Source organism: Pseudomonas coronafaciens pv. oryzae str. 1_6 (assembly GCF_000156995.2).
Lineage (GTDB): Bacteria > Pseudomonadota > Gammaproteobacteria > Pseudomonadales > Pseudomonadaceae > Aquipseudomonas > Aquipseudomonas tremae.
This window is the reverse complement of the sequence record NZ_CP046035.1, coordinates 1764201-1777129: the sequence shown is the minus strand read 5'-3', so window position 1 is coordinate 1777129 and position 12929 is coordinate 1764201. Positions and strand designations below refer to the sequence as shown.

General features: G+C 56.6%; 12 protein-coding genes. All 12 read right to left on the bottom strand.

Going from position 1 to position 12929, the window contains the following annotated elements:
* Window positions 1-11 precede the first annotated feature (11 nt).
* The 12 genes from fliG to POR16_RS07965 all read right to left on the bottom strand — a co-directional run bounded on the left by fliG (window position 12) and on the right by POR16_RS07965 (window position 12738).
* Window positions 12-1028, bottom strand: coding sequence for a flagellar motor switch protein FliG (gene fliG / locus POR16_RS08020; protein WP_005890098.1), 1017 nt, complete (start codon window positions 1026-1028; stop codon window positions 12-14).
* A complete protein-coding gene (gene fliF / locus POR16_RS08015) occupies window positions 1021-2808 on the bottom strand; it encodes a flagellar basal-body MS-ring/collar protein FliF (protein WP_005890096.1) in 1788 nt (595 codons plus the stop codon). Before fliF ends, fliG begins: the two co-directional genes overlap by 8 nt.
* A gap of 15 nt (window positions 2809-2823) precedes the next feature.
* The gene (gene fliE, locus POR16_RS08010; RefSeq protein WP_005890094.1) at window positions 2824-3153 is read right to left on the bottom strand and encodes a flagellar hook-basal body complex protein FliE; all 330 of its coding nucleotides are present in this window, start codon (window positions 3151-3153) and stop codon (window positions 2824-2826) included.
* Window positions 3154-3393: 240 nt separating this feature from the next.
* Window positions 3394-4806 carry a sigma-54-dependent transcriptional regulator gene (locus tag POR16_RS08005; RefSeq protein WP_005890092.1) on the bottom strand — a complete coding sequence of 471 codons (1413 nt, stop codon included), beginning with the start codon at window positions 4804-4806 and terminating at the stop codon, window positions 3394-3396.
* Entirely contained in the window at window positions 4806-6020 is a 1215-nt protein-coding gene (locus tag POR16_RS08000; protein ID WP_122357682.1) for a sensor histidine kinase, read from the bottom strand. The genes POR16_RS08005 and POR16_RS08000 overlap by 1 nt, the downstream gene beginning before the upstream one ends.
* A 123-nt stretch (window positions 6021-6143) precedes the next feature.
* Entirely contained in the window at window positions 6144-7619 is a 1476-nt protein-coding gene (fleQ, locus tag POR16_RS07995) for a transcriptional regulator FleQ (protein WP_024670740.1), read from the bottom strand.
* A gap of 179 nt (window positions 7620-7798) precedes the next feature.
* Window positions 7799-8095 carry a flagellar protein FliT gene (fliT, locus tag POR16_RS07990; RefSeq protein WP_005890082.1) on the bottom strand — a complete coding sequence of 99 codons (297 nt, stop codon included), beginning with the start codon at window positions 8093-8095 and terminating at the stop codon, window positions 7799-7801.
* Between the two features lie 26 nt (window positions 8096-8121).
* Window positions 8122-8511, bottom strand: a complete 390-nt coding sequence (fliS, locus tag POR16_RS07985) for a flagellar export chaperone FliS (protein WP_024670741.1) — start codon at window positions 8509-8511, stop codon at window positions 8122-8124.
* A gap of 121 nt (window positions 8512-8632) precedes the next feature.
* Complete coding sequence (fliD, locus tag POR16_RS07980) at window positions 8633-10084, bottom strand: flagellar filament capping protein FliD (RefSeq protein ID WP_005890078.1); 1452 nt, start codon at window positions 10082-10084, stop codon at window positions 8633-8635.
* Between the two features lie 84 nt (window positions 10085-10168).
* The gene (locus tag POR16_RS07975; RefSeq protein ID WP_005890075.1) at window positions 10169-10561 is read right to left on the bottom strand and encodes a flagellar protein FlaG; all 393 of its coding nucleotides are present in this window, start codon (window positions 10559-10561) and stop codon (window positions 10169-10171) included.
* A 72-nt stretch (window positions 10562-10633) separates the two neighbouring features.
* Window positions 10634-11482, bottom strand: coding sequence for a flagellin domain-containing protein (locus POR16_RS07970; RefSeq protein ID WP_005890073.1), 849 nt, complete (start codon window positions 11480-11482; stop codon window positions 10634-10636).
* 329 nt (window positions 11483-11811) lie between these two features.
* Window positions 11812-12738 (bottom strand): ketoacyl-ACP synthase III, encoded by a 927-nt coding sequence (locus tag POR16_RS07965; protein ID WP_005890072.1) that lies wholly within the window; start codon window positions 12736-12738, stop codon window positions 11812-11814.
* Window positions 12739-12929 lie beyond the last annotated feature (191 nt).

Genomic DNA, 12929 nt, shown 5'->3' with positions numbered 1-12929 from the left:
CATCTGAATCCTTAGATCATTTCCTCGCCGCCTTTGCCACCGAGTACGATCTCGCCGGCCTCGGCCATACGACGCGCGATGGTGAGGATTTCTTTCTGGGCAGTTTCCACATCGCTGACACGTACCGGACCCTTGGCTTCCAGGTCGTCGCGCAGCAGTTCGGCGGCACGCTTGGACATGTTCTTGAAAATCTTTTCCTTGATCGCTTCGTCCGAGCCCTTGAGCGCCAGTACCAGCACGTCCGAGGATACTTCGCGCAACAGCGCCTGGATACCACGGTCGTCGACATCGGAAAGGTTGTTGAAGACAAACATGAGGTCTTCGATCTGCACCGACAGGTCTTCGTCGACCTCGCGGATCGAGTCCATGAGTGCGCCTTCGATAGAACTGTCGAGGAAGTTCATGATGTCTGCCGCACGCTTGATACCACCCAGCGTGGTACGCGACGTGTTGGCATTACCAGAGAACTGCTTCTCGAGAATCTGGTTGAGTTCTTTCAGCGCGGCAGGCTGCACCGTGTTGAGCGAGGACACGCGCAGGATGATGTCCAGGCGGACTTTGTGGTCGAAGTGCCCGAGCACTTCACCAGCCTGGTCGGCATCCAGATACGCCACCACAATGGCTTGAATCTGCGGGTGCTCGAAACGGATCACGTCGGCCACCGCGCGCGGCTCCATCCACTTGAGACTGTCCAGACCGCTGGTATTGCCACCCAGCAGGATACGATCGATAAGACCGTTAGCCTTGTCTTCACCCAGTGCCTGGGTCAGCATTTTGCGGATATAACCATCGGAACCGACGCCGAGGCTGGTCTGATCGCCGACGATGTCGACAAACTCGCTCATCACCTCTTCGACCTGCTCGCGATGCACGTTGCGCATCTGAGCCATGGCTACGCCCACTTTCTGGACTTCTTTGGGGCCCATGTGCCGCAGCACCTGAGCCGCGTCGGTTTCACCCAGAGAGAGTAACAATACTGCCGCTTTTTCAACTTTCGAGAGTTTGGCTACCATGGCTCGTTCATTCATCAGTGTTGATCCACTCTTTCACAACCTGAGCCACACGGCCAGGATCCTCAGCCACCAAACTCTTGATTGCATTCAGCTGTGCGTCATAACCCTCGGTAGGGCTAGGCAGCAAGATACTCTGCGGTCCACCCAGGCTCACGCGGTCGTTGGACAGCTCGCCGTCCAGCCCGCCCATGCCACCGAGTTCGGCATCGCCACCGCCGAAAGCGGCCAGTTGCTTGCTTTTGCCGTTGGTGATGTTGTTCAGCACAGGGCGCAGTACGCCGAAGACCAGGATCAGGATGAAGATCACACCCACGGCCTGCTTGACGAGGTCCCAGAACCAGGGCTGCGAGTAGAACGATGCCTCGGGCAAGACTTCTGCACGCTCGCTGGAAAACGGCACGTTGATCACGCTGACGCTGTCACCGCGGCTGGCGTCGAAACCGACAGCATCCTGCACAAGACGCGTAAAGCGGGCCAGATCTGCGGCGCTCCACGGCGCCCGGCTGACTTCACCGTTGGCAGCATTGGTCTTGACCATGTCGTCGACCACCACAGCAACCGACAAGCGCGTCAAGCGACCCTGCTGTTGCTTGGTGTGACTGATCGACCGGTCCAGTTCGAAGTTCTTGGTCGACTGCACACGCTTGTCAGCTGGAAACGGCGCCAGTGCAGGCTGACCGGTGGCCGGGTCCATGATCTGCTGACCATTGGCATCCAGCAGCGGCTGGCCCGGGGCGATAGGACCAGCAGCACCTGCGCCACCTGCTCCCGCAGTCTGCGGAGCCGTCGCAGGGCCGGGTGGCTGATTGCTCAATGCACCCGGAACACCCCCCGAGCCTGAACTGCTGGAGCGTTGTTCGTTGACCGACTGCTCGCTGCGCAGGGCAGGCTGATCAGGGTTGAAGCTTTCTGCGGTCGATTCAACAGCACTGAAATCCACCACCGCCGACACTTCGGCCTTGTAGCGATCATTGCCCAGAATCGGCTGCAATATGTTCTGCACGCGCTGGGTCAGCATGCCTTCCATGCGACGGCTGTAATCAAACTGTTTGCCAGCCATGGTCAGCTCGGAGTTTTCCGCCTGGTCAGACAGCAAGGTGCCCTTCTGATCCACAACGGTAATCTGCGACTTGCTCAACTCAGGGACGCTGGTGGCAACCAGGTTGATAATGGCCAGAACCTGACTCGGCTCCAGCGAACGACCGGCATACAGCTCGACCAGTACCGAAGCGCTGGGCTTGCGGTCGTCACGAACAAACACCGAGCTCTTCGGGATTGCCAGGTGGACACGGGCAGCCTTGACGTTGTTCAGGGCCGAGATGGTCCGGGCCAGTTCGCCCTCCAGCCCGCGACGATAGCGCGTGGCTTCCATGAACTGACTGGTGCCCAGCCCCTGATCCTTGTCGAGGATCTCGAAACCGATATTGGCGTCGTTCTGTACCACGCCTGCCTGGGCCAGTTGAATGCGCGCACGCTGCACGTCATCGGATTTCACCAGCAGAGCCCCGGAGTTGGGCTCGACGGTGTAATTGATGTTCGCCGCCGTCAGGGTTTCCATGATCTGCTTGCTGTCCAGACCTGCCAGACTGCCATACAGCGGACGATAGTCAGGCTGCTGCGACCAGAGAACCACGGCAAAGCCGATGGCCACGCTCGCTGCCAGACCGACCATAAGGCCGACCTGACGCAGCATGGTCATTTCGGAAAGATTTTCCAGAAAAGACAAACCGAACAACGGTTTCTTATCGGAAGCGCCCGCTCTTGCAGGAACGGGATCGGCAGTTGCTTCGGCCATGACTCAGTACGTCCCTTAAACCGGCATCTGCATGATGTCTTGATACGCTTGAACCAGCTTGTTACGAACCTGGGTCAATGCCTGAAAAGACACACTGGCTTTCTGCGACGAAATCATGACGTCGGTCAGATCAATACCGCTCTTGCCGACTTCAAAAGCACTGGCCAACTGGTTAGAGGCCTGCTGAGTCTGAGCAACCTTGTTCACGGCCTGGCCAAGCATGTCGGCGAAGCTGCTGGCTCCGGCTTCCTGCGCGCCGGACACGGGCTTGGGAGCAGACATCGCATCCATCTGCATGGCCCGCATATCCAACATCAAGCGATTAAATTCAACACCTTGGCTCATGGACGTTTCTCTCGTAAGGCCCGCAAATTTTTGACACTGATTCAGCGGGTACAGAAGACTTAGCAACAACGGTGCCAGCTAGATAGAGGCAATTTGCCACACCAGATAAAATGTCATGTCGCCTGTCATGAAATGGCCCTGAAACCCGCGCGATTAAAGGCCTGAAGACTTTCAAGACAGGTGTCGGTGTCGTTGCGGCTCAGCAATCGATTTTAATGCCTGGCGAGCTGAGTCCGTCATTCAAGTGGCAAACAGATAAGCCTCGACGTCCATACCTGCGTCGCGCATCTGAGCAAGCTTGTAACGCAATGTACGCGGGCTGATACCCAGCCTTTCAGCGGCTTCTTTGCGACGCCCGCGCTCCGAACGCAGCGTGTCGATGATCATTTGAAACTCGCGACGCCGAAGGTCATCCCCCAACGCGCCGACCGACTCGGGACTGACACCGGCATTGGCATTCTCCGCGACGGACATGACAGGCAAGGACGCTGCAGCCTCTACAACCGCCGCTGGCAAGCTGGTGACTGGCCCCGACAGACAGAAATCCTGCGCCTGAATCACGCCGCCCTGCTGCAAAATCAAAGCGCGCTGCACGGCGTTATCCAGTTCTCGCACGTTGCCCGGCCAGGGGTAACCCACCAGACACTGCTGCGCTTCGGCAGAAAGCCGGACCGGCGCATGCTTCATTTTATTGACATGCTTGGCCAGAAGCCGCTCGGCCAATGGCAGAATATCGGCAGTCCTTTGACGCAACGCCTGCCAGGCCAGTGGAAACACCGACAGACGATAAAACAGATCTTCACGAAAGCGCCCCGCCGCCACTTCGCCCGCCAGATCACGGTTGGTGGTAGCCACGACACGGATATCCAGCGTAATCGGCTTGCGCGCTCCAACGCGCTCTACCTCTCGCTCCTGCAGCACCCGTAACAGCTTGGCCTGAAGCCCCATGGGCATTTCGGAAATTTCATCAAGCAGGATGGTCCCGCCGTCAGCCTGCTCGAACTTGCCGGCCTGCGCTGCAATAGCGCCGGTAAACGAGCCTTTCTCATGACCGAACAGGGTGGCCTCGAGCATGTTGTCAGGAATGGCCGCACAGTTGATCGCTATAAACGGTTTATCGGCACGCGGCGAATTTTGGTGAATGAAACGCGCCAGTACTTCCTTGCCAGTACCGGACTCGCCGGAAATAAGCACTGTGGAGTCGCTTTTTGCCACCCGACTGGCGAGGTTCAATAACTGAATGCTGGCAGGCTCGACGGCAATCGGCCCGTCACTCTCGGCAGGCCCCAGACGCCCGAGCGCGTGCCGAGCAACCAAGGCGATAAGGGCTTTGGGCTCAAAGGGCTTGACCAGGTAATCGGCTGCACCCTGGCGCATAGCGTCCACCGCTCGCTCGACAGCGCCGTGCGCCGTCATCAGCAGCACCGGCAACTGCGGATGCCGGCTGCGCAGCAGGCTCAGTAACTGATGGCCATCCATGCCCGGCATGTTGACGTCGCTGACCACCAGATTGAACGGTTGCGCCTCGACCGCCAGCAACGCCTCTTCGGCAGAGCCGACCGCTTTGTAGCCATAGCTGGCTAGCTCCAGGGTTTCGCCCAGCGCTTCGCGCAATGCACGGTCATCCTCGACCAATAGCACGTTGATCGACATCAGTGATTACCCAACTGGCCGGAAGCCGGAATCAGCGGCAGGCTGACAATTGCACAGGTGCCGCGCCCGACGCGGGACAGGTAATGCACCCCGCCCTGATGCGCACGCGATACTGCGGTTACCACCGCCAGACCCAGCCCGGTGCCGTTGGTCTTGGTGGTGAAAAACGGTTCGCCAATACGGGCCAGTGCAGCCCTGTCCATGCCGCTGCCGCTATCACTGAAACACACACGCAGCATGTTGCCGCGGCTGTAGGCATGAATTTTCAGGCGCGCCTGACCGGCACTGGCCTGCACCGCGTTTTCAATCAGATTGAGCAGCGCACCGACCAGCGTGTCGCGATTGCACAGCAGTTCGCCGTCAATGCTGTCGCACTGCCAACGCACCGCAACGCCCTGCACATGAGTGGTCGCGGCATTCTGCAGTGCCTGGAACAGCACGCCCGGCGTCAGGCGATCAGTCAGCGGCAACTCGCCACGGGCGAACACCAGCATATCGCGAACCTGATGCTCAAGCTCATGCAGACGATCCTTGAGACGCGCAGCGAATCGCTGCTGAGTCTCAACCGGCAATTCCTGCTCGGCCAGATGGCTGGCATAGATCATGGCGGCCGACAACGGGGTGCGGATCTGATGCGCCAGAGAAGCCACCATTCGCCCCAGCGACGAAAGACGCTCGTGACGGGCCAGCTGCCCTTGTAGATGACGGGTCTCGGTCAGGTCATTGAGCAGCACCAGTTGACCCGGCTCGGCATCCAGTGATCGAGTGGCAATGGACAGCCTGCGGCCGTCCTTGAGAGACACTTCATGGCCGTCGTCTTCGCGCGGAGCAAAGCAGCGGCTGATGACGTTACGCCAGAGCATCCCCAGCAGCGGCTGGCCCAGAAGGTCGATGGCGGCCGGATTGGCTTCGCGCACAACACCCATGCCATCAATGACGATCACACCGCTTGGTAGCAGGTCGAGCAGGTTCTGCAGACGATTAGCCAGACGCTCCTTTTCTGCCAGTTCCTGCAGACGCTGGACGCCGGCATCGGCTAGCTCGCCCTTGAGTTCAGTAACACGCGCCTCGAGCAAGCCGTAGGAATCGGTCAATTGCGCCGACATCTGGTTAAACAGCGAGAACGCCTGCTCGAGTCCCTGACGACTTTCGAGCTCCGGGGAATACGGAACCTGAACAGATGAAGCAGAAGTCAGTTGGGCGGCCTGGGACATAGTTCATCTCTCTCGTGGCGAACCGTCAGTTAAACGGTGTGTTAAGAGAGACTTAGCAATCCTCGTGCCGAAAAAAAACCCCTGAAAATTCAGAGGCTTGATTTTTAGCGTTTACAACAGGCGTCAATCCTCCGCCTGTTCATCCCCTTCGCGACGGCTCATCCCGTACTTGCGCATCTTCTCGACCAGTGTGGTCCGACGGATCCGCAGACGCTCCGCAGCGCGGGCAACGATACCGTTGGCATCGTCCAGCGCCTGCTGAATAAGGCCCTGCTCAAGGCCACCGAGGTAGTCCTTCAGATCAAGCCCTTCAGGCGGCAGCATGGCACCCGAAGAAAAGTTTGGCGTGTTGCTGTTGATGGCGACACGCTCTTCGATGTCGCTGCGCAAGCTGTCAACCATCTGCTCGTCTTCATCATCGACGTAGCGAAACTTCTTAGGCAGCTCGGCCACGCCAATCACGCCGTAGGGGTGCATGATCGCCATGCGCTCCACCAGGTTGGCCAGTTCACGGACGTTGCCCGGCCAGGCGTGACGGCACAGCGACATAATGGCCGCAGAGTTGAAACGGATGGAGCCACGCTTTTCGTGCTCCATGCGCGAGATCAATTCATTCATCAGCAGCGGGATGTCTTCGACGCGCTCGCGCAACGGCGCCATTTCGATGGGGAATACATTGAGGCGGTAATAGAGATCTTCGCGAAAACTGCCAAGCTCGATCATGTTTTCGAGATTCTTGTGCGTCGCCGCAATAATGCGCACATCGATGCTCTGGGTCTTGTTGCTGCCCACGCGCTCAAAAGTACGCTCCTGCAATACGCGCAACAGCTTGACCTGCATCGGCAACGGCATGTCACCGATTTCATCGAGAAACAGAGTGCCGCCATTGGCCAGCTCGAAACGGCCGGCACGGCTGGTGATGGCCCCGGTAAACGCGCCCTTCTCGTGCCCGAACAGCTCGCTTTCAAGCAGTTCGGCCGGAATGGCCCCGCAATTGACCGGGACAAATGGCGCATCGCGGCGCTTTGAATGATAGTGCAGGTTACGGGCGACGACTTCCTTGCCGGTGCCCGACTCACCGAGAATCAGCACGCTGGCGTCGGTGTCGGCAACCTGCTGCATCATCTGCCGTACGTGCTGAATCGCACGGCTGGTGCCTACAAGGCTGCGGAAGAGATTCGGCTCACGATGGCGACCACGCTCGCGAGCCTGATCATACATTTCACGATAGACCTGGGCACGGTGCAGAGAATCGAGCAGTTTGCTGTAGCTGGGCGGCATCTCGAGCGCCGAAAGCACGCGACGACGTAGGTCCTCCGGCAGCTCGACAGAAGAATTTTCGCTCATCAGCAAGACAGGAAGGAACTCATCCCATGCTGCGATGGTCTTAAGCAGCCCTTGAAGGCTGCCCGGTGCACTGACGCTGCCCACCAGCACGCACAGTACTTCTCGCGTAGACGTCAGAGAGCCGACTATCTGCTGCCAGTCCTGGCTGGAGCAAGAGAGGTTTTCTTCGCCAAGAAAATTCAGGATAACCGCCAGATCCCGGCGGCGCTGGCTATCGTCATCGATTAGCAGAATCTTGATTTCACGCCACATGCAATAGCAACTTCCCTAGTCAACTCAATGCCCATGATTGGGGGGGCAGCTTGGCATCTCAGCCGAATGTAATCTTGAGACGCCAGAAAATAGTAAACATCACTAGTTAAGTCAAAAAAACGGACACAGTCAAATTTATGGCGAAAATCTTGTTCGACAATAAAAATGACAATTAAACATTAACCGAAGAGATGGTATACCTTCGTCGCATTTTTGGCATTCTGGATTTGAGCCATTTCATCGACAACGGCTTGACGCTCACCGGTTGCAATATCAATTAATTGCCGATAGACACCCAGCAGCTCTTCCAGATTGCTGCGCAAAGCAGGTTCATCGGTCGGCGACTCGCCTACAACCGCATCGACGCACTCGCGACAGGCCAGGTCAAGCTTGCCTATAGCTTCCCAATCGCGCTCGGCAAGCGCCCCAACCAAGGCCTCACGGGTTTCTTCGATACGCTTGAGCGCAGCACTCATGTTCTTGTTCTCCTCAGGACATCTGCTTACTGCAGGGTGCCAATCGCATCCCAGCCTTCTTTGACAGTGATCAGCAGGCCAGCAACTTCATCGAGAATCTTCTGGTCATTACGAGCGTTGGCTTCGGCCAGGCGCGTCATCATGTAATGGTAAAGGTTGTCCTGTCTCAGCAGGCTTTCGCTAGGCGAAGTTTCCAGGTCCAGCCCTTCACGCAGCCCACCGACGATGTCGATAGCTTTGCTGATGAGTACGCCCTTGTTGGCGATGTCCTTGCGGGTCATCGCACCCTTGGCCTGAGCGATACGGTCAAGACCGCCTTCCATCAACATCTGGACCAGACGATGAGGGCTTGCTTCCGAGGTCTGAGCCTGGGCGCCGATTTTCTGATACTGCCGCAACGCTAACATCGGATTCATAATGGGCCTCGTAACAAATCCAGAATATTGATACTAAGCTATCGACGCACCGCCCGGAAACTTTAGCCCAAAAGCAAGAACCCGACACAGGGTCGGGTTCTTGGCACTTCGGTAAAAGAACTTACGAAGCGTTCTTCTGCGCGTTCATCGCCTCGAAAATCGAGGTGATGCTGCTGGCCGTTGCCTTGAGCTGACCAACGATCAGGTCCATGGCGTTGAATTTCTTGGTAAGCGTTGTGGTCAGCGTCTCGATACGGCGGTCAAGCGCTTCCTTGTCGGCGTCAAGGCGTTTTTGAACCGTGTTCAGGCTTTGGGTCTTGCCGGCCAGAACACCACCAGCCTTGGTGTAGGGGTCGATTGCCTTGCTCATGCGGGTGACCAACCCTTTATCGCCGTTGAACAAAGCGTCAATCTGACCGCCAAGCTTTTTATCATTCAGCGCGGCGGTGAACTCGACGGCGTTCAGTGACAGCTTGCCATCACCCTGCTGAGTCTTGATCCCCAATTGCGAGAGCGAGTTGAGCCCGTCTCCCGATGTGGCGCTGGCGATCTGATCACGAATGCTGGCGAGCAGCGCACGAGGAGTGGCATCGCCCGTCAATGCAGCTGGGGTGAACACCCCTTTAGCATCCACACTACCCTTGGTAAGCGACGACGTCAGGCTCACCAGAGTGTTGTAAGAGTCGATAAACGTCTGCAGCGATGCTTTGATACCGTCAGTGTTGACCCCTACGGTAACCACTGTATCGCCCGTAGTTGCAGTGCTGGGCGCCAGGAGATTAAATGACACGCCCGAAATCGCCGTGCTTACCGTGTTGGTCTTGCTCGAAAGGGCCAGACCATCGATGGAAAACTGGGCATCCCCAGCAGTCGCGGAAATCGCACCCGCACCCGGGATCGGCTTGCCATTGGCGTCATTACCAGGGCTGGTAGCACTCATCAGCTTGGTGCCATCGATGTTCAGCGCTTCCTGACCGGCAGCACCTTTGACGGAAATATCGCTGCCAGCGCCCGTAGTGGTTGAACTAAACACCAGCCGGGAGCCGTTGTTGTCAGTGATGATGTTGGCAGAAATACCTTTACCCTGAAGCGACGTGTTTATCTGGTCACGCACTTCCTGCAGCGTAGAGGTCTTGGAGATGTCGACTTTTTGTGTAGTGCCATTTTGAGTGATTTCCAGAACACCACTCGGAATAGCACTGGCTTGCGAGGAACTCATCGCGACGGTCGCAACCTTCGACGCGGTCGCCAGCTTCTGCACATTAAGGGCATACGCGCCGCTGACTGCGGTGTTGTCTGCGGTTGCCTTGACCACTGCTTCATTGGCAGATGACGCAGCGAAGCCCAGAAAAGCAGGCGTGGTTTTGCTGCTCAAGGTATCCATTGCTTTCTGGAAAGCAGCCAGAGCTGATGTCAGCTGGCTTACCCCGGAAAGAGATGCCGTGGTGGTGGCGGTCTGACGGTCGATCTGGTTTTGTTTCGGCGTACGCTCTGCATCAGTCAGCACCTTTACGATACTGCCGATTGCCAGGCCTGAACCCAAACCTGTGGAAGCTGAAATTGGACTTGCCATGGTGCTTCTCCCTTCAAGAATATCGCGAGGCTTGTCGCCTTTTCAAAAAGGCACATAACCCGGCAACAAATACCGTACTGACGATCAGGCCTTGGCGCGGAACAACAAACTGTTCGCATCACTCAGGCTATCGGCCAGCTTCAGGATTTCTGCATTGGGAATCTGTCTTACGACTTCACCGGAATCGCTTGCAATCACTTTGACAATGACTTTGCCAGAATCTTCGTCAATCGAAAACTCAAGATTGCGTTTTACCGTGTGAAAGAATTTCTGAATATCCTCCGCCGCCGCCTTGACTTTGGCGTCGTCATTGGAATCATCCTTGTGCAGGTCGGAACCTTTACTTTCGGCCGTCGCTGCAACACGCTCGACGGGCTTCGTGTCGGCAGGCTTATCAACTGACGGCTCGGTCACGGAGACCTGACTCGCCGGTTGAACGGCCGGATAAGACAAGTTCAGCTTCACACTCATATCCATGACCATCACCTCTGAAAGTAAAAAAGCGAGAGAGCACTGTTAAGTACTCCCCCGCCAAAACTCATTACAGTATTACTGAAGCAGTTTCAGTACAGCAGACGGCAGCTGGTTAGCCTGCGCCAAGATCGAAGTCGAAGCCTGCTGCAGCGTTTGTTGCTTGGTCAGCTGTGCAGTTTCAGCAGCGAAGTCGGTGTCCTGAATACGGCTCAGTGCAGCACTGGCGTTTTCGTTGATGTTCTGCAAGTTGGAGATGGTGCTGGTCAGACGGTTTTGTGCAGCACCGAGATCAGAACGAGTGCTGTTGATGGTCTGCAGAGCCGAGTCGATCGCGGCGATGGCAGCAGAGAAGTTGGTCTCTGCAGCAGCGCTGTCGGAACCGACGATGGTGACTGCCGAACCGACACCCAGGGTGTTTGCGTCAAAGCTGGCGCTCAAAGTCAGAGTGATCTGGTTCGAAGCGCCCGAGTTGGAGCCAACCTGGAAAGTCATGGTGCTTGCAGTACCATCGATCAGCGGCTTGCCGTTCAAGTTGGTGCTGAGGGCGATACGGGTCAGTTCCGAACTCATCTGAGTGAATTCTTTGTTCAGTGCAGTACGGTCAGACTCGCTGTTGCTGTCGTTTCGCGACTGAACAGCCAGTTCACGCATACGTTGCAGAATGTTGGTCGACTCTTGCAGCGCGCCTTCAGCGGTCTGAGCAATGGACATACCGTCGTTGGCGTTTTTGATCGCCATGGTCTGACCTTTGATCTGCGAGTTGATCTTGGTGGCGATGTTCAGGCCAGCAGCGTCATCTTTCGCGCTCATGATTTTCAGGCCGGAAGACAGACGACCCATCGAGTTCGACAGTGCGTCGGAGGCGCGGCTCAGGTTCTTCTGGACGCTCAGCGACGTTACGTTAGTGTTTACTGTTAAAGCCATGATGAATTCCTCGTTGGTTTGGTACTACGTGGCTTCCGGCCCCTGCAAGCGCCGGGTGTGCCTAGAGAACCTTCGTAATAGTTATCGTCGCGATGGCAGGTTGCTTGAGGGTTTTTTTTTAATATTTTGCCATCACCCTGCCACCCCTTATAAAACAAGGACTTGGCGTATAATCAGGCGATCACAAAGACAGGCAGACCCCCACAGTAAAGAGCCTGCGCAGAGGGGGCGCCCGGCAGAGAAGTTAAAGTGTGAAGTGCATCACTATTTGTTTAAAAAAAAACGCCTGGGGACATATCCGCAGGCGTTTTTTGTACAGCCATGTTGAATCAGGCTTTATAGATAATGGCAGAGCCCCAGGAAAGCCCCACCCCGAAACCACTCAAGGCGACTCGCTGCCATGAAGAGCCGAGTACGTGCTTTTCAATCAGCAGCGGAATGCTCGAAGACACGGTATTACCTGTCTCGACCATGTCCTTGAGAAACTTCTCGGGCTTGTCTTCGAAGCGACGTGCAACGGCGTCGACGATTGCAGCACTGCCCTGGTGAATACAGAAGGCATCGATGTCGTCAGGCGTAAGGTCTGATTCGGCCAGCAGTTCGTGCAAGTGTGCCGGCACCTTGATAAGGGCAAAGTTGAAGACCTGACGACCGTTCATGAAGAACACGCCATTGCTGACCTTGAGGTGCGGCGCGCCGGAACCGTCGGTGCCGAACTTCGCCTTGCCCAACTGCCAATCGGCGTCTTCACCCATCCAGGTGGCAGTGGCCGCATCACCAAACAACATGGTGGTGTTGCGGTCTTCCGGATCGACAATCTTCGAATACGGGTCGGCGGTGATCAGCAGACCGTTTTTCAGGCCTGCCGCTTCCATGAAGCCCTTGATCGCATAAATACCGTACACATAGCCGGAACAGCCCAGCGAGATATCGAACGCAGCAACGTTGGTCGACAGGCCCAGTTTGTCCTGAACGATGGCAGCGGTATGCGGCAAGCCTTCCTCGTCGCCGTTCTGGGTGACGACGATCAGCACATCAATGCTTTCGCGCTTGAGCTGGGGGTTGTTGGCAAACAGCGTATTGGCCGCTTCAACGCACAGGTCAGAGGTTTCCTGACCGGCGTCTTTGCGCGGCAGAAAGGTGGAGCCAATTTTCCCAAGGATGAATTCTTCATCCTTGCCGAATTTGGCGCCTTGAGCGTAGTTATCGACGCCTGCAACAGGCACGTAACTCGCTATGCTTTTAATGCCAATCATCATGGCTTCCCGATGAGTAAACAGGTCATTTTCCGTCCCGACGAAATCAGGGCGCTAACGAATAGGGGTGATTTTCAGACATTTTCAGGGCGCTTGGCAGGTTAAAGCAAGTCAGGCGCATGTCGCTCCCTGTAACACAATACAGTGAAGATGCACTTTATGACCTGCAGGTCACTCCGGATTGCATGCTT